18 protein-coding genes and 1 pseudogene are annotated in these 23,167 nt (G+C 70.6%); 9 read left to right on the top strand and 10 right to left on the bottom strand.

The features are described from left to right. Positions 1-262: 262 nt before the first annotated feature. The 5 genes from SANBI_RS03150 to SANBI_RS03130 all read right to left on the bottom strand — a co-directional run bounded on the left by SANBI_RS03150 (position 263) and on the right by SANBI_RS03130 (position 7,112). Positions 263-2,020: an ABC transporter ATP-binding protein gene (locus SANBI_RS03150; protein WP_056136176.1), complete on the bottom strand. Its 1,758-nt coding sequence runs from the start codon at positions 2,018-2,020 to the stop codon at positions 263-265. Beyond that, positions 2,017-2,979, bottom strand: a complete 963-nt coding sequence (locus tag SANBI_RS03145; RefSeq protein WP_319158849.1) for an ABC transporter permease — start codon at positions 2,977-2,979, stop codon at positions 2,017-2,019. Before SANBI_RS03145 ends, SANBI_RS03150 begins: the two co-directional genes overlap by 4 nt. Continuing rightward, positions 2,976-3,956, bottom strand: a complete 981-nt coding sequence (locus tag SANBI_RS03140) for an ABC transporter permease (protein ID WP_056136493.1) — start codon at positions 3,954-3,956, stop codon at positions 2,976-2,978. Before SANBI_RS03140 ends, SANBI_RS03145 begins: the two co-directional genes overlap by 4 nt. A 159-nt stretch (positions 3,957-4,115) precedes the next feature. Continuing rightward, positions 4,116-5,774, bottom strand: a complete 1,659-nt coding sequence (locus SANBI_RS03135; protein WP_319158847.1) for an ABC transporter substrate-binding protein — start codon at positions 5,772-5,774, stop codon at positions 4,116-4,118. Between the two features lie 228 nt (positions 5,775-6,002). Next, the gene (locus tag SANBI_RS03130; RefSeq protein ID WP_319158845.1) at positions 6,003-7,112 is read right to left on the bottom strand and encodes a LacI family DNA-binding transcriptional regulator; all 1,110 of its coding nucleotides are present in this window, start codon (positions 7,110-7,112) and stop codon (positions 6,003-6,005) included. A gap of 223 nt (positions 7,113-7,335) precedes the next feature. On the opposite strand from SANBI_RS03130, the gene SANBI_RS03125 reads away from it, so the two are divergent. Both SANBI_RS03125 and SANBI_RS03120 read left to right on the top strand, forming a co-directional pair. After that, a complete protein-coding gene (locus SANBI_RS03125) occupies positions 7,336-8,610 on the top strand; it encodes an Nramp family divalent metal transporter (RefSeq protein ID WP_319158843.1) in 1,275 nt (424 codons plus the stop codon). Positions 8,611-8,723: 113 nt separating this feature from the next. Next, a complete protein-coding gene (locus tag SANBI_RS03120) occupies positions 8,724-9,722 on the top strand; it encodes an ATP-binding protein (protein WP_319158841.1) in 999 nt (332 codons plus the stop codon). A 110-nt stretch (positions 9,723-9,832) separates the two neighbouring features. Here the strand turns inward: SANBI_RS03120 and SANBI_RS03115 are convergent, their stop codons facing one another. Continuing rightward, positions 9,833-10,354: a MarR family winged helix-turn-helix transcriptional regulator gene (locus SANBI_RS03115; protein ID WP_319158839.1), complete on the bottom strand. Its 522-nt coding sequence runs from the start codon at positions 10,352-10,354 to the stop codon at positions 9,833-9,835. A 99-nt stretch (positions 10,355-10,453) separates the two neighbouring features. On the opposite strand from SANBI_RS03115, the gene SANBI_RS03110 reads away from it, so the two are divergent. The 3 genes and pseudogenes from SANBI_RS03110 to SANBI_RS03100 form a co-directional block, all read left to right on the top strand. Continuing rightward, positions 10,454-11,395: an LLM class flavin-dependent oxidoreductase gene (locus tag SANBI_RS03110; protein ID WP_319158837.1), complete on the top strand. Its 942-nt coding sequence runs from the start codon at positions 10,454-10,456 to the stop codon at positions 11,393-11,395. 21 nt (positions 11,396-11,416) lie between these two features. Next, the gene (locus SANBI_RS03105) at positions 11,417-13,768 is read left to right on the top strand and encodes an LLM class flavin-dependent oxidoreductase (RefSeq protein WP_319158835.1); all 2,352 of its coding nucleotides are present in this window, start codon (positions 11,417-11,419) and stop codon (positions 13,766-13,768) included. A gap of 200 nt (positions 13,769-13,968) precedes the next feature. Continuing rightward, positions 13,969-14,814 (top strand): annotated as a pseudogene (locus SANBI_RS03100) (alcohol dehydrogenase catalytic domain-containing protein); the annotation flags it as partial. A gap of 454 nt (positions 14,815-15,268) precedes the next feature. Here SANBI_RS03100 and SANBI_RS03095 read toward each other — a convergent pair. Continuing rightward, entirely contained in the window at positions 15,269-16,744 is a 1,476-nt protein-coding gene (locus SANBI_RS03095) for an MDR family MFS transporter (protein WP_319158831.1), read from the bottom strand. Positions 16,745-16,919: 175 nt separating this feature from the next. Between SANBI_RS03095 and SANBI_RS03090 the strand changes: the two genes are divergently transcribed. Together SANBI_RS03090 and SANBI_RS03085 are read left to right on the top strand one after the other, a co-directional pair. Next, on the top strand, positions 16,920-17,534 hold the full coding sequence (locus SANBI_RS03090) for a TetR family transcriptional regulator (RefSeq protein ID WP_162246168.1): 615 nt from the start codon (positions 16,920-16,922) through the stop codon (positions 17,532-17,534). A 67-nt stretch (positions 17,535-17,601) separates the two neighbouring features. Further along, positions 17,602-18,519, top strand: coding sequence for a ketopantoate reductase family protein (locus SANBI_RS03085; RefSeq protein WP_319158828.1), 918 nt, complete (start codon positions 17,602-17,604; stop codon positions 18,517-18,519). An 18-nt stretch (positions 18,520-18,537) separates the two neighbouring features. Here the strand turns inward: SANBI_RS03085 and SANBI_RS03080 are convergent, their stop codons facing one another. Beyond that, on the bottom strand, positions 18,538-19,188 hold the full coding sequence (locus SANBI_RS03080) for an SGNH/GDSL hydrolase family protein (RefSeq protein ID WP_319158826.1): 651 nt from the start codon (positions 19,186-19,188) through the stop codon (positions 18,538-18,540). 142 nt (positions 19,189-19,330) lie between these two features. Here SANBI_RS03080 and SANBI_RS03075 point away from each other — a divergent pair, with 142 nt between their 5' ends. Together SANBI_RS03075 and SANBI_RS03070 are read left to right on the top strand one after the other, a co-directional pair. Further along, a complete protein-coding gene (locus SANBI_RS03075; protein ID WP_319158824.1) occupies positions 19,331-19,888 on the top strand; it encodes a MarR family winged helix-turn-helix transcriptional regulator in 558 nt (185 codons plus the stop codon). Further along, entirely contained in the window at positions 19,885-20,307 is a 423-nt protein-coding gene (locus tag SANBI_RS03070; protein WP_056136148.1) for an organic hydroperoxide resistance protein, read from the top strand. The genes SANBI_RS03075 and SANBI_RS03070 overlap by 4 nt, the downstream gene beginning before the upstream one ends. 135 nt (positions 20,308-20,442) lie before the next feature. Here the strand turns inward: SANBI_RS03070 and SANBI_RS03065 are convergent, their stop codons facing one another. Continuing rightward, the gene (locus SANBI_RS03065; protein WP_319158820.1) at positions 20,443-21,966 is read right to left on the bottom strand and encodes a xylulokinase; all 1,524 of its coding nucleotides are present in this window, start codon (positions 21,964-21,966) and stop codon (positions 20,443-20,445) included. Beyond that, entirely contained in the window at positions 21,966-23,147 is a 1,182-nt protein-coding gene (gene xylA, locus SANBI_RS03060) for a xylose isomerase (protein ID WP_179912881.1), read from the bottom strand. The genes SANBI_RS03065 and xylA overlap by 1 nt, the downstream gene beginning before the upstream one ends. Between the last annotated feature and the right edge of the window lie 20 nt (positions 23,148-23,167).

Genomic DNA, 23,167 nt, shown 5'->3' with positions numbered 1-23,167 from the left:
GGTCGGGTCGCCCCCGCGGGAGGTCAGGGTCGGGTGGGACGGGCGGTCGGACCGCCTCCTCACCCGTCGCCGTCAGGTCACGCCAGGGCGTCTCGCTGCACGGCGGTGCTGGGCTCGTGAGATCCACGAGTCCTGAGGTCTGTGCTGTTGTCGGGTCCCGCCCGCCCCCGTGGGGGCCGGGCGGGAGCGCCGCACGACGGCTGCGGCCTGCCGGGGCCGGCGCGGGGAGCAGATCACCCGTCGCGCGGCCCCGGTCACGAGGTCAGCGTCCTTCGCCGGCCCGGGCGGGCTGCGGGATCGCGTCCAGCAGCTCCATCGTGTAGCTGTCCTCGGGGAACCTGAGGACCTGGGCGGTGTTGCCCGACTCGACCACGCGGCCCGAGTTGAGCACCATGATCTGGTCGGTCACCAGACGCGCGGAGAGCAGGTCGTGCGTGATGTACAGCATCGAGACCCCGAAGGTGGCCCGGAGGTCGTCGAGGAGCGCGAGCACCCCGGCACGCAGCGACACGTCGAGCATGGAGACGGGCTCGTCGGCGATGATCACCTGCGGGTCGCAGGCGAGCGCGCGGGCGATGACCACACGCTGACGCTGCCCGCCCGAGAGCTGGTGCGGGAGCTTCGCCGCGAACTGCTCGACGGGCGTCAGACCCACGGTCTCGAGGAGCTCGAGCACGCGGGTGCGTGCCGCGGTGCCCTTGAGACCCGTGTAGTTCACGACGGGGCGCATGAGCGTGTACTCGACCGAGTGCAGCGGGTTGAGCGCCGAGTACGGGTCCTGGAACACCATCTGCACCTCGCGGCGCAGGTTCTTCAGACCGCCGCGGCGCAGCTTGTCGACACGGGCGTCACCGAAGTGCACCTCGCCCGAGGTCGGACGCTCGACACCCGTGATGAGCTTGGCGAGGGTGGACTTGCCCGAGCCGCTCGCACCCACGAGGGCCATGGACTGACCGGGCTCGAGGGTGAAGGACACGTGGTCCACCGCGGTGACCGGGTCCTGACCGCGACGCGGCGGCGGGTAGACCTTCGACACGTCGGAGACCACGACGGCCTTGTCAGCCACGCGGCCGGCACGACGACGCGAGCCCGAGGCTCCACCGGCGGTCGGCGCGGCGGCACCACCCTCGGTGGCACCGTGGGCCGGGGTCGCACCGTGCGCTGCTGCGACGCTGCTCGTACCGGTGGTCTCGATCGACCCGCCACGGACGACGAGGCCCGGGACCTCGACGACCTCGGCGCGCGGGTCGGCGTAGTGGCTGAGCAGCATCTGCGTGTACTCGTGCTTCGGTGCCTGCAGGATCTGCTGCGAGGTGCCGTCCTCGACGATCACGCCCTCGCTCATCACCATGACGCGCGACGTCGACTCGAGGACGATGCCGAGGTCGTGGCTGATGAGCAGCGCCGTGAAGTTCTCGGTCTTCTGCAGGTCACGGATGGTGCCCATGACCGCATGCTGCACGAGGACGTCGAGGGCCGTGGTCGGCTCGTCGAAGACCATGAGCTGAGGCTCGAGGGACAGCGCGAGCGCGATCGACACGCGCTGGCGCATGCCGCCCGAGAGCTCGCCGGGGAAGCGGTCGAGGACCGTACGCGGGAGCTCGACCTTCTCGACGAGCTCGTAGGCGCGCTGCAGGCGCTTGGCCTTGGGGACGTGCCCGTGGGCCGCGAAGATGTCGCCGAAGTGCTTGCGGATCGAGCGCACGGGGTTGAGCGCGTTCATGCCCGACTGCAGCACCATCGCGAAGCCTCCCTGGCGCTGCGTGCGCAGCTCCTCCTCGGCCATGCCGGCGATGTCGCGGCCGTCGAAGAGGATCTTTCCCTCGGAGATGCGCGCGGGTGCCTTGGCGAGGCGGGTGACCGCGAAGCCGAGGGTCGACTTGCCCGACCCCGACTCCCCCACGAGGCCGACGAACTCGCCGCGCTCGAGGGAGAAGCTCGCGTTCTTGACCGCGTAGGTCGGCTCTGCGCCGCGCGGTTCGTAGACGACCGACAGGTCCTGGACCTCGAGGAGGCTCATCGTCCCGATCCTTCCCGTAGGCGGGGGTTGGACAGTCCGTCCACCCCGAAGTTGATGAGGGTGAGCGACGTGGCGAGCAGCGCGATGCACAGACCGGGTGCGAAGAGCAGCACCCACTGGCCGGTGAGCAGCGCGTTGGAGTTCGACGCCCAGAAGAGCATCGAACCCCAGCTGACAGTCGTCGTGTCGCCGATGCCGAGGAACGACAGGCCCGACTCGGCGAGGATCGCCGACGTAGCCGCGCCGAAGAAGCTGCCGGTGATGAGCGACGTCATGTTCGGGAGGATCTCGCGGAAGACGATGCGAGCCGCACCGTCGCCGGAGAACTGTGCCGCGGTGATGAAGTCGCGTCCACGGATCGACTGGGTCTGCGACCGCAGCACGCGGGCACCGTAGGCCCAGCCGGTGAGGACCACCACGAAGATGATCATCGTCATGCCGCCGTTCTGCAGGTACGCAGCGATGACGATCATGAGCGGCAGGCCCGGGATGACCAGCACGAGGTTGACGACGAAGTTGATGACGTCGGCGAGCGGTCCGCGGATGTAGCCCCACGAGAGCCCCACCACGACGGCGATGAGGGTCGAGAGGAAGCCGGCGATGAAACCGACGAGCACCGAGATCCGGGCTCCGAAGACGACCTGCGAGAAGACGTCCTCACCGGCTGCGGTGGTGCCGAACCAGTGGCTGCCCGAGGGGCCCTGGTTGCGGCCGAAGCCGTTCTCGCTCGCACCGTAGGGCGCGATGAGCGGCGCGAAGATCGCCATGAGGACGAAGAGCAGCAGCAGGACCACGCCGATGCGGGCCTTCTTGTTGCTCCAGATGGTCGAGGCGCCGCGGGACAGGACCTTCAGGGGTGAGGCCGGTCCGTGCGGGATGGGCGCGACGGTGCTGTCACGCTCCATCTCGTGAGGAGGTGTCGAGCCCGTGGGCTCCGGGAGGTTCGCTGCAACAGTCATCGGCGGGTCCTCGGATCCAAGAGTCCGTACAAGATGTCAACCAGGAAGTTCGCGAGCAGCACGCTGATCGTGATCATGAGGAACAGCGCCTGCATGAGCGGGAAGTCCTGGTTCGTGACCGCGTTGAACAGCAGGTAGCCGACACCGGGGTAGTTGAACACCTGCTCCACGAGCAGCGAGCCGCCGACCACACCACCGAGCGCGAGGCCGAAGCCCGTGAGGTTCGGGAGGATCGCGTTGCGGGCCGCGTACTTGATCGCGACGGTGCGGCTGCGCAGGCCGTTCGCCTCGGCGAAGGTCACGTAGTCGTCACCGAGGGTGTTGATCATGTTGTTGCGCATCCCGAGGATCCAGCCACCCAGAGAGGTGATGAGGATCGTCAGGGCGGGCAGCCACGCGTGACCGATCGCGTCGTTGATGAAGGCGAGGCTGAGGTTCGGCGTCGACTCGCGGCCGTAGGCCCCCGACGTCGGGAACCACTTGAGCTGGTACCCGAGGAAGAAGACGAGCAGCAGGGCGGTCCAGAAGTACGGGAACGCCGAGGTGAAGGTGCCACCGAGGGTGGGGAGGGTGTCGAGCCACGTCCCGCGCTTCCAGGCGGCGAGGACACCGAGCAGGGTCCCGACGATGAAGGCGATGATCGTCACGAGCCCGACCATGACGAGCGTCCAGGGGAGCGCGTTCATGATGAGCGTCGAGACGTTCTGCGGGAAGAACGTGTACGAGACCCCGAAGTCGAGGCGGAACACGTTGCCGAGGTACTGGATGTACTGCGACCAGGCGTCGCCGGTCGGGACGCCGAGCTGAGCCTCGATGGCTGCTCGGGTCGCGGGGTCCACGGGGCCGTTCTGCGCCAGCTTCGCGATGGCCGCGTCAGCCGGGGTGCCGGGCATGAGGCGCGGCAGCAGGAAGTTCAGCGTGATCGCGGCCCACGCAGTGAGGAGCAGCAAGCCAAGCTTGCGCAGGAGATACCACACGGGGTGCTCGCCTTCGTCGGGAGGTTGCGGGTACAGCACGGGCTGAGCGAGGTGCTCCGGGGGTGCGTCGCACCTCGCTCAGCCATGAGCGGTCTAGAGGTGAGACCGCTGACGTCGTGCAGAGACCAGGACGTCAGCGGTCTCGAGGGGCTAGGCCTCTCAGCCGTCAGCCTTCTTGATGGTGGTGAGGATGACGAGCGCCGATGCCGCGTAGGGCGTCGGGGTCATGTACGGGTTCTCCGCGCTGGGCCATCCGGTGAAGCTTTTGTCGGAGAAGAGGCCCCAGAGGCCTGCGTAGTAGACCGAGACGATCGGGACGTCGTTGTACATGACCTCCTGGAGCTTGCCGGCGATCTCCTTCTGGCGAGCCTCGTCGACGGTCGTGCGGAACTCGGTGAGGAGAGCGTCGACCTCAGGGTTGGAGTAGCGCTGGTAGTTCGAGGGAGCGGTCTCTCCGAGCGGACGGTTGAAGTCCGAGCTCAGGAGGTTGTAGTAGCCCTGGTAGACCGAGCCGTTGCCGCCGAAGGACGTCATCGCGACGTCGAAGTCGCCGTCCTGGACTGCCTTGAAGTACGCGGCAGGCTGCGGCTGGTTGACCTTCACGTCGATGCCGATGGCGGTGTACTGCTTCTGGATCTCCTGGACTGCGCGGAGCCAGTCGGTCCAGCCGTTCGGCGTGGTGATGGTCATCGTCGCCTGGTTGCCCTGCGCGTCGACGAGCTTGTCACCCTGCTTGGTGTAGCCGGCCTCGGCGAAGGCTGCCTCGGCGGCACCGGTGTCCTGGGTGACCATGCCCTCGTCGGGGATGGCGTCGGTGAGCCACTCCTCCTGCGTCGGGAGCAGCAGACCCTGCTGGCCCGCGGCACCGACGGTGCCCTCGGAGGCGTTCTCGGCGATGATGCCGCGCTCGAGAGCGAGCGACATGCCCCGACGGAAGTTGACGTCGTTGTAGGGCGCCTTGGTGAGGTTCGGCGCGATGCCGACGGTGCCACCGGCGGGGAACCAGTACTGGTTGCCCTCGTCGGCTGCGACCCAGGTGTTCTCCACGTCAGACATGAAGGCGTAGGCCCAGTCGTAGCCGTTGTTGACGACGTCGAGCTGCGAGTTCGCGGCGGGGAGGACGAGCTCTTCGGCGGCGACCTTGTCGGCCTGCCAGTAGGTCTCGTTCTTCTCCATCTTGTACTGGTTGGCGTTGAAGTCGCCCAGCACGTACGGGCCTGTGCCCACGGGGTTCTCGTTGGTGAAGGTGACCGGGTCAGCCTGGTCGGCCCACACGTGCTCGGGGACGATCGGCACGGCGAGCACGATGATCGGCGCGGAGGAGTCCTCGGCCTTGAGGGTGAACGTGACGTCCTGGCCCTCGGCGGTGACGGACTCGACGCGCGACCAGATGCCGGTCGTGTCGAGGGCCGGGAAGTCCTTGAGCATCGTGTAGGTGAACACGACGTCGTCGGCGGTGAAGTCCTCGCCGTCGCTCCACTTCACGCCCTCGCGGACGGTCGAGACGATCGTCTTCGCGTCAGGCTGGGTGAAGTCGGACTGGAGGAAGTTGGTCGACTTGCCGTCGAGCGCGTTCACGACCATGAGGGGCTCGTTGATGATGAGCGACATGTTGCGCTTCTCGATCACGAACGGGTTGAAGTTGCGCGTGAACGTCGGTGAGCCGTTGTCGGCAGCGAGCATGAGCGAGCTCGAGTTCGCCGTGCCGTTGCTGCTGGACTCAGGGGCCGCACAGGCGCTGAGGGCGAGGGCCGCTACGAGGCCCAGCCCGAGCGCGGAGGTCAGGCGCTTGCGCGTCCGACGGGTGCCATCGGTCATGGCTGTCTTCTCCTTCGTGTCTTCTTCGTCACGTCGACCGGGCGGTGCGCAGCTGTGCGGCTCGCGTCGGTGATCAATGCTGTCCTGAGCAATGTATGCGCATACATCGCGCTGTGCAAACCCTGGACGTGCGTCCCAGATGCGTCTGCGGGTGAGATGTGCGAAGACGGGCACAGCAGTACACCACCGTCCGAGCCCGGACCTGGGCCGAAGGTCATGTCCTGTCGGTCAGACAGACTCGGGCGGCAGGCAGCCGCAGCTGCCGCGCAGCAGCACCTTGACCGGCAGCGTGCGGGTCTGCGGCGGGATCTGCGAGTCGCGGAGCCTGTGCAGGAGGGTGTCGACAGCCGCCCGGCCAAGGTCGCGCATCGGCTGGTACACGGTCGTCAGCCGCGGCCGTGAGACCTCCGAGGCGTCGATCCCGTCGAAGCCCGTGACGATGACGTCCTCGGGGACCCGGCGTCCGGCCGAGGTCAGAGCGTCGAGGACGCCGAGCGCCGTCTGGTCGTTCGAGCACACCAGGGCGCGCGGCACCCGTCCCTCCGCGAGGAGGCGACGGCCGATCGACCGGCCCTGGGCCCGCGTGAAGTCACCCCGGGCGACAGGGGTCGCGGGCGCGGGCAGCCCTGCTGCTCGCAGCGCTTGGCAGAAACCCCGGAAGCGCGCGTCGTCGTCTGGGGAGTCAGCAGGTCCACCGACGAAGGCGAGGTCGGTCACGCCGTGCTCCTCGAGCACGTGGGAGGTCATCACGCGCATGCCCTCGGCGTTGTCTGTCGTGATGTGGTCGTACTCGTCGTCGGACCGCGGCCCGGCGAGGACCACGACAGGCACGCGCCGCGCGATGTGCGCGAGCTGCTTGTCCGGGATGGTGCGGGCGAGCGTGACGATCCCGTCGACCCGGCCGGCGAGGTTGTCGAAGATCTCTGACCCGCGGGAGCCGCGTGCCACGGCGATGGTCACCGCCATGCCGTGCTGCCAGGCCTCGATCTCGGTGCCGAGCATGACCTCGGAGATGTAGAGGTGGTCGCCGAGCTCGACGTCCTCGGGCAGGTCGAGGACCGTGGACACCCGGCCGTCGGAGAACTCCACGGGGGCCAGACCCGACACCTCGTCGATCCCGTCGAAGTCGGGCAGGCACAGACCGATCGCGCCCGAGCGCCGGGCAGCGAGGCTGCGCGCGCTGCCGCTCGGCACGTACCCGAGGTCCAGGACGGCCGCGTTCACCCGGTCACGGGTGGCGTCTGCGACCTCGTGCGGCTTGCGCAGGACGCGAGACACCGTGGCGATGGACACCCCGGCCAGCTCGGCGACGTCGTAGACGGTAGGAACCTTCTGCATCAGACCATCCTTCGCGTCAACCAGAGATGGTACGGCACCCCGGGTCGCAACCTGCGGCGAAGGTCCCGGTCGGCGGGCTGATCGGCGACCTGTGCGGGGCGCTCTCACCTGCACAGACGCCCTCGGGGGGCTGCGCTAGCGCGCTCGTCCCCATGGCCCGCCTTGCAAGAGTTCGACCATGGGAGCACTCTGAGTTCGCACCGACGAAACTGGGAGGGCCTCCATGCAGGACAGCGGCACGACCGCGGTCGGCACCCCTCCCCGTCCGCCGGGCAGCAGGTCAGGGCGGCGGCCCTCGACCCTGCGTCTGCTCGGTCCGGCCTTCGTCGCCGCGATCGCCTACGTCGACCCCGGGAACGTCGCGGCCAACGTCTCGGCCGGTGCGCAGCTCGGCTACCTGCTCGTCTGGGTGATCGTCGTCGCGAACGCGATGGCCGTCCTCGTGCAGTACCTGTCCGCCAAGCTCGGGCTCGTCACCGGCAGGTCGCTGCCCGAGGTGCTCGCCGAGCGGATGGGGCGCCGGGCCAGGCTGGCGTACTGGGGACAGGCCGAGCTCGTCGCGGCCGCGACAGACCTCGCGGAGATCATCGGGGGCGCGATAGCCCTGCACCTGCTGTTCGGTCTGCCGCTCCTCCTCGGCGGGGCTGTCACGGGCGTGATCTCCATGCTCGTCCTGACCGTCCAGCAGCGCCGCGGGCAGCGCACCTTCGAGACCGTCATCACCTCGATGCTCGCGATCCTCGCCGTCGGGTTCTGCCTCGGGCTCGTCGTCGCACCGCCGTCGTTGGCCGGCACCGTCGGCGGGCTCGTCCCGCGTTTCGAGGGGACGTCGTCGGTCCTCATCGCCGCCTCGATGCTCGGGGCGACAGTCATGCCGCACGCGATCTACCTGCACTCCTCCCTCGCCCGCGACCGCCACGGCAGCGGCCACTCCCCCGCCGGGCTGCGCCGCCTGCTCGTCGCGACCCGGTGGGACGTAGCCCTGGCGCTGCTGCTCGCCGGGACCGTGAACCTCGCGATGCTGCTGCTGGCCGCGTCGACCCTCGCCGGGCGGACCGGGGTCGACTCGATCGAGGGCGCGCACGCCGCGATCGAGGACACCCTGGGACCCGTGGTCGGCATCGCCTTCGCGGTCGCGCTGCTCGTGTCGGGGCTCGCGTCGACGTCGGTCGGCTCCTACGCCGGCGCCGAGATCATGCAGGGGCTGCTCAAGGTCCGGGTCCCGCTGCTCACCCGGCGCCTCGTCACGCTGGTCCCCGCGCTCGTCCTCCTCGCGACGGATCTCTCGCCGACCTGGTTGCTCGTGCTCAGCCAGGTGGTCCTGAGCTTCGGCATCCCCTTCGCGCTGGTCCCGCTGGTGCGTGTCACGAGCGACCGGGCCCTCATGGGCGAGCACCGCAACGGGACGGCGACCCGCGTCGTGGCCTGGGGCGTGGCGCTGGCGATCGTCGCGCTCAACGTGGCGCTGCTGGCGCTGACGCTGTCGGGGGTGGGCTGAGGGGGCGGCGCGGCGCACGCTGTGAGGCTCTTGCCCGACGAGCCCGTCACCGGGTGCTCGCAGACGGGGTCGCGTGCCTCGAGACAGCCCGGAGCAGCAGCCTGCTCTCGCCTTTGGAAGCGTTTGTCAGTTCTCCGAGGACCGAGGCCGGGGATGCGGCTCTGCGCCTGGGGTGGGTCACTCTCTCGGAGACCGCCACACCGGGGATGGTGATGCGCCTGAGCCATGCCACGACACGGGCGCTCGAAGACGTCGACCCCTCGGCCGCCCCTCGCCGCTCGATCACCGGCCTCACCCTGCCCGTGGTCGGCGGTGGGATCACGGTGTCAGCGCCGCCCTCGACGGTCGTCGACTGGAGGTACGACCTCGGTAGGCTGCTCGATCCTCTCGAGGCCCGAGGGTCAGGTCTGCTGATCACGGTTGACGAGGTGCACTCGGCCGCCCGAGACGACCTGCGCGACCTCGCCGCCACAGTTCAGCACCTGGTCCGCGAGGAACGGACCATCGCCCTGGCCATGGCAGGGCTCCCTTCGTCCGTCTCGGACCTGCTCAACGACGATGTCCTCACATTCCTCCGCCGAGCCACCCGCTTTCACCTGGATGACGTCCCGCTCGATCACGTCGCAGACGCACTGCGCGAGACCGTCATCGCGAACGGACGCACGATCGACGACGACGCACTGGCCGAGGCAGCCTCGGCGACGGGCGGGTACCCCTTCATGATCCAGCTCGTCGGCTACCACGTCTGGAGAAAGGCGACCGGAGACAGGATCACCCTTGCCGCGACCCGAGCCGGCGTGCCAGCCGCGCAGAAGCGACTGGGTTCGCTGGTCCACGAGACTGCGCTCGCGGACCTCTCTGGTGTGGACCGTACGTACCTCCTCGCGATGGCTCACGACGAGGCTGAGTCCTCGACAGGCGAGATAGCACGTCGTCTGGGCGTGACCCCGTACTACGCGTCCACCTACCGCGCCCGACTCATCGCGGCGGGCGTCGTCGTCCCTACTCGGCACGGGTTTGTCGACTTTGCCGTCCCTTACCTCCGGGAGTACCTGCGGGAGCATGGCGCTCGGTACGAGATGGCAGGTCGCCGCACCGACGGGTCGTCCTGAGGCCACGGCGGTCAGACTGATGTCACAGCCAGGTATGCACTGAGCAAGGCGGCACGCACCAGACCCCGACCGGGACGCGATCCTCGCCAGGCCGGACATCTGTGGCCTCGTCAGCCCCTGTCGCCCCGGCCAGGGACTGGTTGTGCGTCGAGGGTCGCTGCGGCGACGGCGCAGGGGTCGGTCGTGTCGTCGACGTCCCGCACCGAGCCTGCGACGCGCAAGAGCATCTCGCGGAAGGCGGCCTGCTCGCCAGGGTCGAGGGCGCCGAGCACGCGCTCTTCGGCCGCGGCGACGCGCGTGCAGGTCTCGGCGAGGCGGGTCAGCCCCAGCGGTGTCGCGACGATCTTGCGCTGGCGGCGGTCGGCGGGGTTGGGCTGACGCTCGACCAGACCTTCGGCGACGAGGTCGTCGATGAGGTAGGTCATGACCGTGCGGTCGATGCCGAGGTGGACCGCGAGCGCCAGCTGGCTGGGCTGGTCGCCGTGGACGACCTCCTGCATCACCTGGTAGCCGCGGTGCCTGTGCGGGAGACCGTCGAGCTCGGTGCCGACGACGGCCTCGTAGCCGCGGAGCAGCACGCCGAGCGGCCAGCCGAGGCTCTGGTCCGTGGTGTCGACGGGTGCGGTGTCCATGACGCGATCCTACGAGCCACATGCTCTCTTGCTCAACTCATCTGAAGAGCATATCGTCTGTGTGTCAGACGATTAATCCCGGCGCGACAGCGAGGACCCATGACGGACTACGGCCACGACCTGCTCTTCGGGTCGTTCATCACGCCCACCAACGCCGACCCTGAGCAGGTCCTCGCCCTCACCGCTGCCTCCGAGGCCGCAGGGCTCGACCTCGCGACCTTCCAGGACCACCCGTACCAGCCGGGGTTCTTCGACACCTGGACGCTGTTGTCCTTCCTCGCGGCCCGCACCTCGACGATCCGGCTCACGGCCAACGTGCTCAACCTGCCGCTGCGACCACCGGCCGTCGTCGCCCGGGCGGCCGCGAGCCTCGACGTCCTCAGCGGCGGGCGCATCGAGCTCGGCCTCGGCGCCGGGGCTTTCTGGGACGCGATCGTCGCGATGGGCGGCGAGCGCCTGACACCTGGCGAGAGCATCACGGCGCTCGGCGAGGCCATCGAGATCATCCGCGGGATCTGGGACACCGGCGACCACTCGCTGCTGCGCGTCGACGGCACGCACCACAGGGTCGACGGGGCCAAGCGCGGGCCAGCGCCCGCTCACGACATGGGGATCTGGCTCGGCGCGTACAAGCCGCGCATCTTGCGGCTCACCGGGCGGACAGCAGACGGCTGGCTGCCGTCGCTCGCCTACATGAAGAGTATCCAAGACCTCGTCGACGCGAACGAGATCATCGACGGGGCCGCGAGCGCCGCTGGCCGCCAGCCCGGCGACGTGCGGCGGCTGCTCAACATCACCGGTCGACTCACCTCGGCACCGAGCGAGCAGATGCTCGTCGGGCCTCCCGAGCAGTGGGTCGAGCAGCTCGCGACGCTCACCCTCGAGCACGGGTTCAGCGGCTACGTCCTCGGCGGGGACGACCCGCGGGCGATCGCCGTCCTCGGTCAGGAGATCGCACCGGCACTGCGGGAGCTCGTCGCCGCAGAGCGTGGGGCGGGCCCGGAGCCCAGGCGGCCTGAGCGTCCGGGCGACGCCAGGTAGGGGCCGGACGCCGACGAGCACGTGAGCGTCGTCGACCGCCCCGCTCCCCTCGTCGCCACGCTGCGTCGACCGCACCGCAGCCCTCCCACGCACGCACGCACGCACCACCGCACCGCACCGCACCGCACCGCACGAGAGAAGACCATGGACTACGCGCACCCGCTGACCCTCGGCCTGCAGATCCCTGCCGGGCCCGGCCAGCCCGACCTCACGCTCGCCCTGCTCGCGGAGGAGGCCGGGCTCGACGTCGTCGTCACCCCCGCGTCCCAGGACGGCGGGCTCGACGGCTGGACGGCACTCTCGTGGGTCGCCGGGGTGACCAGCCGCGTGTCCGTCTCCCCCTCCGGGATCGACGCGACGACGGGCCCTGCGACGGTCCTCGGCCGCGCGACGGCGAGCCTCGACCTGCTCTCGGGCGGTCGCGTCGACCTCACCCTGACCTCGCAGGACGAGGACGCCACAGCGCTCGAGGAGACCGTCGACGTGGTCCGGGGCATGTGGGCGACGGGGGCCGACGGCCCGCTCACGTACAGCGGCGAGCACCACGTCGTGCCCGGCACGCCTCGTGGTCCAGCCCCGGCTCACGCGGTCACGATCTGGGTCGCCGGTGCGTCGACGGCAGCCCTCGAGGTCGCGGGGCGCACAGGCGACGGGTGGAGCGTGCGCTGGGACGAGATCGACCCGTCCGACCTCGCGGCCGCGTCCGCGGCCGTCGACCGCGCCGCGCTGGCTGCAGGCCGGGACCCTCGCGAGGTCCGCCGACGGATCGTGCTGCCCGCCGCACCGGTCGTCGGGCACCCAGGATGGACCAGCCCCGAGGACGACGCTGCGGCAGACACCGTCCTCGCGCTGCGCGGCCTGGTCGTCGGTCTCGGGTTCTCGACGCTCCTCGTCGAGACCGACGACCCGGCAATGGTGTCGCGCGTGGCCCAGACCGTAGCCCCGGCGCTGCGGGCGGCCGTCAGCGCGGCGCGGGCAGAGTCCGGGATCGTGCCCGGCCTCGTCCGGCCCAGCCGCACCCGCGCCCAGCGCCACCCCGGCATCCGGTACGACGACCTCCCGGAGACACTCGTCGAGATCGCCGTCGAGCCCGGCGACGCCGGCTACGGCGACGTCCGCTCGACCTACATGCGGGGTGGGTCGCCCGGTCTCGTGCTGCGTCCCCGCACAGTCCCCGAGGTGGTCGACGCCCTGGCCTTCGCGCGGTCGCACGACGTCCCGCTCGCGGTCCGCAGCGGCGGGCACGGCATCAGCGGACGGTCCACCAACCGTGGCGGGATCGTGCTCGACCTCGGGCGCCTCGACCAGACCGAGGTCCTCGACCACGAGAGCCGTCGGGTGCGACTGGGCCCCGGGGCCCGCTGGGGCGCCGTTGCGCGGGAGCTCGCGCCGCTCGGCTGGGCCATCAGCTCGGGCGACTACGGCGGTGTGGGTGTCGGGGGTCTCGCGACCTCAGGGGGCATCGGCTATCTCGTCCGGGAGCACGGGCTGACCATCGACCACGTCCGCGCCGTCGAGATGGTGCTGGCCGACGGCCAGGTGGTCCGCGCGAGCGACACCGAGAACACCGACCTCTTCTGGGCGGTCCGGGGCGCCGGGCACAGCGTCGGCATCGTCACGTCCTTCGAGCTCGAGGCCGACGAGGTCGGCGAGATCGGCTTCGCGCAGCTGGTCTTCGACGCGACGGACACCGCCGAGGTGCTCGAGGCCTACGGGGCTGTCGTCGAGGCCTCGCCGCGCGACCTCACAGCCTTCCTCGTGATGGGCCGCCCACAACCCGGGCAGCCGCCGCTCGCGCAGATCATGGCCGTCGTCGGGTCTCCGGACCCCGAGGTCATCGTCGACAGGCTCGAACCGCTCGCCCGGATCGCCCCGCTGCTCCAGCAGTCGGTCCGGCTCACCACCTACGACCAGGTGGTCGCACTCCCGGCACCCGGGCCCCACCAGGGGCAGGGCGAACCTGTCACGCGCTCGGCGCTGGCCGACCACATCACCCCCGAGCTCGCCCGAGCCGCCGCGGCGCTCGTCCGCAGCGGGCAGAGCTATTTCTTCCAGATCAGGTCTGTCGGTGGTGCCGTGGCCGACGTCCCAGCCGACGCGACCGCCTACGCGCACCGCGACGCGGGCTTCAGCCTGGTGGCCTTCGGGGCGAGCCGCGACAGGCTCGACGCCCGTTGGGACGCGATGACCGAGCACTTCTCGGGGCTCTACACGAACTTCGAGACGGACCAGCGCCCTGAGCGCCTGCTCGACGCCTACCCGACCGCGACCCTCGCGAGGCTGAGAGAGATCAAGCACCGGTACGACCCCACGGGCGTGTTCCGGGACAACTTCGCGCTCGGCACGCAGGAGGCCGCGGCCAGCCGCACCTGACGGGGGCGGCATCAGCCCTGGTGAGTGCCGAGCGGCGGGCACCGGGTCGCGAGGGGGCGAGGGCGCGAGGTCGCGAGGTCGCGATCGGTGGATCGCGAGGTCTGCGAGGTCTCCTGTTGCGAGACGCCCGGGTCGGCGGTCGACTGGGGAGAGCACGTGATCTCGAACCGCGTCCCCCGGGGCGCACGGAAGGACGACCCATGAAGGCACTCGTGTACGACGCAGCATTCGACGTCTCGGTCAGAGAGGTCCCCGACGCGACGATCGAGCGCCCCACCGACGCCGTCGTCCGGATCACCTCGACCAACATCTGCGGGTCTGACCTGCACATGTACGAGGGTCGCACCGACATGGAGCCGGGCCGGGTGCTCGGCCACGAGAACATGGGCATCGTCGAGGCCGTCGGCGAGGGCGTGGACCGCATCAAGGTCGGCGACAGGGTCAGCCTGCCCTTCAACATCGCCTGCGGCTCCTGCGACCACTGCGTCCAGGGCAAGACAGCCTTCTGTCTGCGCGCCAACCAGGCCGGGACCGCCGGTGCGGCCTTCGGCTTCGCAGCGATGGGCGACTACGCGGGCGGCCAGGCCGAGCTGCTGCGGGTCCCGTGGGCAGACTTCAACGCTCTCGTCCTGCCAGAGGGCACCGACAAAGAGCTCGACTACACGATGCTCTCCGACATCTTCCCGACGGGCTGGCACGGCGTCGAGCTCTCGCAGTTCGAGCCGGGCGACTCCGTCGCGGTGTGGGGCGCCGGACCGGTCGGGCTCATGGCCGCGCACAGCGCGAGGATCCGCGGTGCCTCAGAGGTGTTCGTCGTCGACCAGCACGCGGACAGGCTCGCCCTCGCGGCGAGCATCGGCGCGACGCCCGTCGACTTCTCGGCGGGAGACCCCGTCGAGCAGATCATGGAGGCGACAGGTGGCCGCGGCGTCGACCGCGGCGTCGAGGCGATCGGCTACCAGGCGCACGACTCCTCGGGGACCGAAGACCCGACGCTCGCCCTCAACCAGCTCGTCGCCGTCGTCAAGGCGACCGGCGGGATCGGTGTGGTCGGCGTCTACCTGCCCCAGGACCCTGGTGCCAAGGACGACCTGGCCAAGGAGGGCAAGCTCGTCTTCGACTACGGCACGTTCTGGTTCAAGGGCCAGGGCATGCGCACGGGCCAGGCCAACGTCAAGGCCTACAACCGCCAGCTCCGCGACCTCATCACGAGCGGCGTCGCCACGCCGTCCTTCCTGGTGAGCCACGAGCTGGCCCTCGACGAGGCTCCGGCCGCGTACAAGAAGTTCGACTCCCGGGAGCACGGCTGGACGAAGGTCGTCCTGCACCCCGGAGAGCTCACGACCGCGGGGTGACCCGCTGACCGCGCGATGACGCGCCGCTGACCTGCGGCGGGCGGGCGGTGGCGGCCGGGTCCGGGGAGGGCCGAGCCGCCGCTGGCCGTCAGGCCGCACACGACGGGCCCCGCTCCTTCACAGGAGCGGGGCCCGTCGTCGGTCGTCAGTGGACCGGGACACCCGCCGGGGCGTTCTTCGGGCGACGCACGAGGAACGACGCGGCGACGGCGACGAGCGCGAGGCCGGCCCCGACGAGGAACGCCGCGTGGATGCCCGAGGCGAGGGCGTCGACAGGAGCGAGCCCGTCCTCGACCCCGGAGGTGGTCTTCGTCGTCATGATCGCGACGAACAGCGCGGTCCCGGCAGCACCGGCCAGCTGCTGGAGCGTGTTGAGCACAGCGCTGCCGTGGGAGTAGAGCGCCTTGTCGAGGGACCCGAGGGCCGACGTCATGAGCGGGGTCATGACCAGCCCGAGCCCCATGCTCAGCACCACGTGGACCGCGACGACCAGCGGGCGCCCCGACGTCTCGTCGAGGAGCGTCATACCGGCCAGGGCGAGGGCGACGACCATCGTCCCGGGGATGACCAGCGGGCGCGGTCCGACCTTGTCGAAGGCCCGGCCGACGAAGGGCGCGGTCAGACCCATGACCAGACCACCGGGGAGCAGCATGAGGCCGGTCTGGAGGGTCGTGAGGCCCTGGACGTCCTGCAGGTAGATCGGCAGCAGGATGAGCGTGCCGAACAGCGCCCCCATCGCGACGAGCAGCACGATGATGCCGACCACGAAGGACCGCTGCTTGAAGGGGCGCAGGTCGAGCAGCGCGGAGTCTGTGCGCTGCAGCAGCAGCTGACGCCACACGAAGAGGGCGAGCGCGACGACACCGACGGCGATCGGCACCGCGGGGTTGACCGGGGTGTGGCCGGACGCGGACTCGCCGATGCTGCTGAGCCCGTAGATGAGCCCGCCGAAGGCGAGGGCGGAGAGCACGATCGACACGAGGTCGAACCTCACGGCCTGCGGCGTGGTGATGTTCTTGACGAACACCGCGCCGAGGGCGAGGGCCACGAGGGCGATCGGCAGCACGATGAGGAACAGCCAGCGCCAGCTGAGCGCCGAGAGGATCAGCCCGGAGAAGGTCGGCCCGACGGCCGGGGCCACGGCGATGACGATGCTGATGAGCCCCATCGTGCGGCCACGGCGCGACTCGGGCACGAAGGTGAGGACCGTCGTGATGAGCAGCGGGATCATGATCGCCGTGCCGCTCGCCTGGACCACGCGGCCCACGAGCAGGACCGGGAAGCCCGGAGCGAGCGCCGCGAGCAGCGTCCCCGCGCTGAACAGGCTCATCGCGGCGATGAACACCGAGCGGGTCGAGAAGCGCTTGAGGATCAGGCCCGTGGTCGGGATGACCACGGCCATGGTCAGCAAGAATCCTGTGGTGAGCCACTGGGCGGTCGAGGCCGAGACCGCGAGGTCGCCCATGAGCTGGGGCAGCGCCACACCCATGATCGTCTCGTTGAGGACGACCACGAAGGTCGCGACGAGCAGCAGACCGATGACGATCTTGATCTCGCGGGGCAGGGCGTCGTCCTGTGGGTCGGCAGTCTTCTGCACGGGGGTGCCGGTGTCGGCTGTCATGTGGGTGCCTTGTCGCCTGGGGGGTCGGTCGGTCGGTCGGCGCGCGGGCTGCCACGGGGCTGCCCGGCGCGCGGTCTGCGAGGTCGCGACTCCGTCGGGCGACTGCATCTGTGAAAGCAGCGTACGTCACCGGTGTCAGCGACTGTCAAGAGCGTCGGCTGCTATCGTCGTGCTCGTGACCACTGCGAGCAGGCTGCGAGACGTCTCCCGCGCGGCTGTGCGCTCGGAGATCGCCGAGGCCGCCGACGCGCTCTTCACAGCACAAGGATTCGACGCGACCACGGTCGACCAGATCGCCGCAGCCGTCGGCATGTCGCAGCGGACCTTCTTCAGGTACTTCCCGTCGAAGGAAGACGCTGCGCTCGACAGCTTCGAAGAGCAGACTGAGATGTTCATCGACAGGCTCGTCGCCCGCCCCCTCGACGAGGGCGAGTGGGACTCGCTCCGCGCGGTCTTCGACGTCGTCGTCGCCCAGTGCGCCGACGCGACTCTCGGCGGGCGCATCGCCTCGCTGCACGCACTCCTCGGCTCGAGCCCGACACTGCTCGCCGCGTACCTCGAGCGCAGCTCGGCCCTGCAGAAGCGCATGGTCCAGACGCTCCACGACAGGGCGTCCGAGCGCGGCGAAGGACCCGGGAGCGACGCGGTGCTGCAAGCCGTCGTCGGTTCGGCCTTCGCCTGCCTCGAGGCGGCGATCACCTGCTTCACGGACGGCTCGACGGAGGGGCCCGTGCTCGCCGGTAGGCTCGACGAGGTCATGACGGCGCTGCGCCCAGCGCGCTATCTCTGACCCGAGCGCACGTCGGCACGAGCCGGCACCCTCGGCGCCCGTCGGCACAGCACCCCAGGGAGACACCGTGAAGATCCTCGTCGTCGGAGCCGGAGCCACCGGCGGGTACTACGGAGGCCGCCTGGCCCAGGCCGGGCGCGACGTCACCTTCCTCGTGCGCGAGGGGCGTGCCGCGCAGCTGCGCGAGCGCGGTCTGCGGATCACCGGGCTCGGCGAGGACGAGACCGTCGAGCCGACTCTCGTCACGGCAGGCGAGATCGACGGGCCGTACGACCTCGTGATCCTCACCGTGAAGGCGACGGGCCTCGACACGGCCCTCGACGACCTGGCTCCCGCCGTCGGCCCCGGCACCGTGGTGCTGCCCGTCCTCAACGGGATGGCGCACCTCGACGCGCTCGACGCCCGGTTCCCCGACGCCCAGGTGCTCGGCGGGGTCGTGCGCATCCTCGCGACGCTCACCGACGACGGAGACGTCCAGATCATGGCGCCGCTCGCCCAGGTCCGCACAGGCCCGCGGAGCGACAGGTCGACCCCGTCGCTCGACGCCGTGCTGGAGGCCCTCGACGTCCCGGGGGTCGAGGTGCAGCGGGTGCCCGACGTCGTGGCCACCATGTGGCACAAGTGGGTGTTCATCGTCGCGGCCGGGGCCGTGACAGGCCTGGCCCGCGGACCCGTCGGCCCGATCGTCGACTCCCCCGGCGGCTCGGACTTCGTCCGCGACGTCCTCACCGAGGTGACCGCCGTCGCCGAGGCCGCCGGCTACCCGGTGCCCGAGCGGGAGACCGCGACCTCGCTCGCGATGCTCACCGAGCCCGGGTCCACCTTCACGTCGTCGCTCTACCGCGACCTCGTGGCGGGGCGGGCGACCGAGGCCGAGCACCTGCTCGGCGACCTCACCCGCCGCGCCCGCGACCTCGGGGTCCCGACACCTCTCGTCGACCTGGCCCTGCTCCAGATGCGCGTCGCGGAGAAGCAGCGGGCCTGAGGCGGGGACGACCGCCGCTCAGACGGGCTCGGTGCTCCCGACCCACGCGACCGCGAGCGCGTCGGCACCCTCGTCGGTCAGGTGCACGCCGTCGTCTGCGTAGCGGGCGAAACCTGAGACCGGGGTCTCCCCGCGAGAGTTCACGGCGAGCTCGTTGAGCAGCCCGTCAGCCGCGACGAGCGTGGCTCCGTACTCGGCGGCGAGCCGTCGCACGACGGCGATGCGCGGGTCGAGGTCGGCGCGCCACGCCCACTGCTCCGGGGTGACGGGGAGCACGAAGGGCTCGATGAGCAGCAGCTGGGCGGCGGTCTCCGCGACGAGCCTGTCGAGGATGTGGCGGTAGTCCGCCTCGTAGGCCTCGGTCGTCGTCACCTCGCCGCTGTCCATCGCGCGCCAGGTGTCGTTGATGCCGATCATCACGGTGACGACGTCGGGGGCGACGTCGATCGCGTCGCGGGTCCAGCGGGCGCGGAGGTCTGCGACGCGGTTGCCGCCGATCCCCTTGTTGACCACGGTCACCGGGTGGTCCGGGTGCACGACGGCCCAGAGGTCTGCGGCACGCTGGACGTAGCCGTGCCCGAGCGACCCTGTCGAGTCGTCACGCCCCCACTCGGTGATCGAGTCTCCGATGAACAGGACTGTAGAACCGGCCTTGATCGACAGCGTCATGTCACGTCCTCGTGCGTCTGCGGTGGTGGGGTCGGGGCTCTGCGCCCCTCCGGCAGGGTATCGCCGCAGGCGTGCGAGGACGAGACGTACGAGACACAGCCGATAAGTTGTGCACAACCTATCTCGGTCGTAGTGTCGAGACATGACCACGCAGCCGACCCCCACCGACCCCGGCCTGCTGCTCGACGCCCAGCTCTGCTTCCGTCTGTACCGCAGCGAGCGCGCCGTCCTCGCGACGTACCGCGAGCTGCTCGCAGACCTCGGCGTCACGTACCCGCAGTACCTCGTGCTGCTGGTGCTGTGGGAGACCGACGGCGCGACGGTCTCGCACCTCGGGTCCCGTCTCGCGCTCGAGAGCGGCACGCTCTCACCGCTGCTGCGACGCATGGAGACCGCAGGGCTGGTGCTCCGCGAGCGCTCGGGCGACGACGAGCGTGTGGTCCACGTGCGCCTGACCGACGCGGGCCGCGCCCTCCAGACCCGGGCCCACGGCGTGCCGCACGACCTCGCGCGCCGTGGCGGTCTCGACACAGCCGAGACCCTCGAGCTCGCCCGCCTGCTCGACAGGCTGTGCAGCAACCTCGGTGCACCCGAGCCGACAGTCGACACCGCGATCGACGAGGCCTTCGGGTCACCCCAGAACCCTCACCCCGCCAGCGCCCGCACCCCGGGCGCACCGACAGATGGAGATCGCTCATGAACACGCTCTACTCCGCCGAAGCCCTCGCGACCGGCGACGGCCGCAACGGCCACGTCGCCACCCCCGACGGCCGCCTCGACATGGGCCTGGCCATCCCCAAGGAGATGGGTGGCTCCGGCGACGGCGCGAACCCCGAGCAGCTCTTCGCCGCCGGGTACTCCGCGTGCTTCCACTCGGCCCTGCAGTCGGCAGCCCGCGAGGCCAAGGTGAAGATCACCGGCTCGAGCGTCGGCGCCCGCGTGAACATCGGCCCGCTCGACAACGGCGGCTTCGGCCTCTCGGTCGCCCTCGAGGTCGTCATCCCCGACGTCCCGCACGACGAGGCCCAGGCCCTCGCGGACCGCGCCCACCAGATCTGCCCCTACTCGAACGCGACCCGCGGCAACATCGAGGTCACGGTCTCCGTCGTCGAGGACTGATCTTCACCACGACGCACAGCACGCAGCGGCGCTCGCGCCGTGCCCGTCTCCTCGGGGCACGGCGCGAGCAGCAGCCAGACGCCGACGGCGCCCGTCCCCCTGGGGGCGGGCGCCGTCCGCGTCTGCGGGCAGGACTCAGACCAGGTCGCGGACCGCTGCGTACTGCTCGCGGACGACCGGGGTGGCCGGGGCGTCGTAGACCTCGGAGGCACCCGACGCGCTGGTCCACTCCGGGGGCCCCTGCGCCCCAGAGAGCACCCATGCGGCCTGGCGCGCAGCACCGTCGGCCACGTACTCCCCAGGCTCGGGCACCTCGACGGGGACGCCGAACACCTGCGGAGCGATCTCTCGCACCGCCTGCGACCGGGCTCCCCCGCCGATGAGCACCACACGGCTCGCGACGGCGCCCTGCGCCACGAGGGCGTCGAGCCCGTCCGCGAGCGCGCACAGCATCCCCTCGACCGACGCCCGCGCGAGGTGCGCGGGAGTCATGGTGCCGAGCGTCAGACCGTGCAGCGTCCCTGTCGCGTCGGGGCGGTTCGGCGTGCGCTCGCCCTCGAGGTAGGGGACGAGCACGAGGCCGTCGGCCCCGGCCGGAGCAGACAGCGCGAGGCTGGAGAGCTCCGCGTGGTCGACGCCGAGCACCCGAGCCGCACCGTCGAGCACGCGGCTCGCGTTGAGCGTGCAGGCGAGCGGCAGGAACGCACCCGTCGCGTCGGAGAAGCCTGCGACGAGCCCCGAACCGTCGGCTGACGGCTCGACAGCGATCGCCGAGACCACACCCGACGTCCCGATCGACACGGCGACGTCTCCCGCGACCATCCCGAGACCGAGGGCTGCTGCGGCGTTGTCACCGGCTCCTGGCCCGAGGACCAGGTCGCCCGCCGCGCCGTCGCGCTCGACGACTGCCGCACGCTCCGTAGGTCCGAGGACCTTCGGCAACGAGACCCGCTCCGAGGCCCCCTCACCGAGGGCGAGGTCGAAGAGCTCGGGCAGGTACTCCCCCGTGCTCCCCGAGAAGTAGCCGGTGCCCGACGCGTCCGAGCGGTCTGTGGTGATCGCCGAGAGGTCACGGGCGCCCCCCGGCACACCGCCAGCCCCGGAGATCTGCCACGTCAACCAGTCGTGCGGCAGGCACACGGCCGCCACCCGGGCTGCGTTCTCGGGTTCTGCACCGGCGAGCCAGCGCAGCTTGGTCACCGTGAGCGAGGCGACGGGCACCGTACCGATCGCGTCGGCCCACGCCTGCTCGCCCGAGCCGCCCCGCCGCTCGCCGAGCTCGGCGACCAGATCGGTCGCCGCCGCGGCAGAACGGGTGTCGTTCCACAGGAGCGCAGGACGGACGACCTCTCCGTCGGCGTCGAGCACGACCATGCCGTGCTGCTGCCCGCCGACCGAGAGCGCCGACACGTCGTCGAGCCCACCGGCGGCCTCGACGGCCTCGAGGTACGCCTCCCACCAGGCGGAGGGGTGCACCTCGGTGCCGTCGGGGTGACGCGCCGACCCGGACCTGACGAGCTCACCGGTCCGGGCGTCACGGATGACCACCTTGCAGGACTGGGTCGACGAGTCGACCCCCGCCACGAGCACGCGGTCCGTGGCACCCTCGGCGGCCGAGGAACCCCGACCGACCGCACCGCTCGACGACACGTCGACCATCAGCCGATGAGGTGGCGCAGGGCCAGCTGGTTGAGGCGCACGAAGCCGAAGTCGCGCTCAGCAGCGGCCTCGGGGTCGAAGTCCTCGAAGGCAGAACGGTCCGCGAGGAGCTCGGCGACGGTCTCGCCCGGGTTGAGCGTCGGCGTCGCGAGCTCGAAGATGCCGGCGGTCTTGAAGGCCTCCTGCACCTCGGGGTCGGCGCGGTACTCGGCCGACTTCTTGGCGAGCATCTCGTACATCTCCATGTTGGCCGACGCGGAGTCCCAGACCCCGGCCTCGACCTCGGTGCGCGAGGGCTTGTAGTCGAAGTGGCGCGGGCCCGTGTAGCGCGGGGCGTCGGGCGAGCCCGGGAAGCCGTTCTCGACGAGGTCGACCGTGAAGAAGGCCGACAGCAGGTCGCCGTGGCCGAAGACGAGGTCCTGGTCGAACTTGATCGAGCGCTGCCCGTTGAGGTCGATGTGGAACAGCTTGTCCGACCACAGCGCCTGCGCGAGACCGTGCGTGTAGTTGAGGCCCGCCATCTGCTCGTGGCCGGTCTCCGGGTTGAGGCCGACGATGTCGCCGTGCTCGAGCTGGGCGATGAACCCGAGGGCGTGGCCGATGGTCGGCAGGAAGATGTCGCCGCGGGGCTCGTTGGGCTTGGGCTCGAGCGCGATGCGCATGTCGTAGCCCTTCTCCTTGATGTACCCGGCGACGAGGTCGATGCCCTCGCGGTAGCGCTCGAGCGCTGCGTGCAGGTCCTTGGCACCGTCGTACTCGGAACCCTCGCGACCGCCCCACATGACGAAGGTCTTGGCGCCGAGCTCAGCCGTGAGGTCGATGTTGCGCAGCACCTTGCGGAGCGCGAAGCGGCGCACGGAGCGGTCGTTCGACGTGAAGCCGCCGTCCTTGAACACCGGGTGGCCGAACAGGTTCGTCGTGACCATCTCGATGGTCATGCCGCTCTCCTCGGCGGCCGTCTTGACCTCACCGAGCAGACGGTCGCGCGTGGCGTCGTCCGAGCCGAAGGGGACGACGTCGTCGTCGTGGAAGGTGAAGCCCCAGGCGCCGAGCTCGGCGAGCTTGCGCACAGCGCGGGCCGGGTCGAGGTGCGGGCGGGACGCCGAGCCGAACTGGTCCTGGGCGTTCCAGCCGACGGTCCAGAGGCCGAAGGAGTAGTTGATGCCAGATGCGTGCGCCATGGGAGATCTCCTCGTCGAGA

Source organism: Sanguibacter biliveldensis, assembly GCF_033798665.1.
Lineage (GTDB): Bacteria > Actinomycetota > Actinomycetes > Actinomycetales > Cellulomonadaceae > Sanguibacter > Sanguibacter inulinus.
The sequence above is the reverse complement of the archived record's forward strand: the minus strand, read 5'-3'. Positions and strand labels throughout refer to the sequence as shown.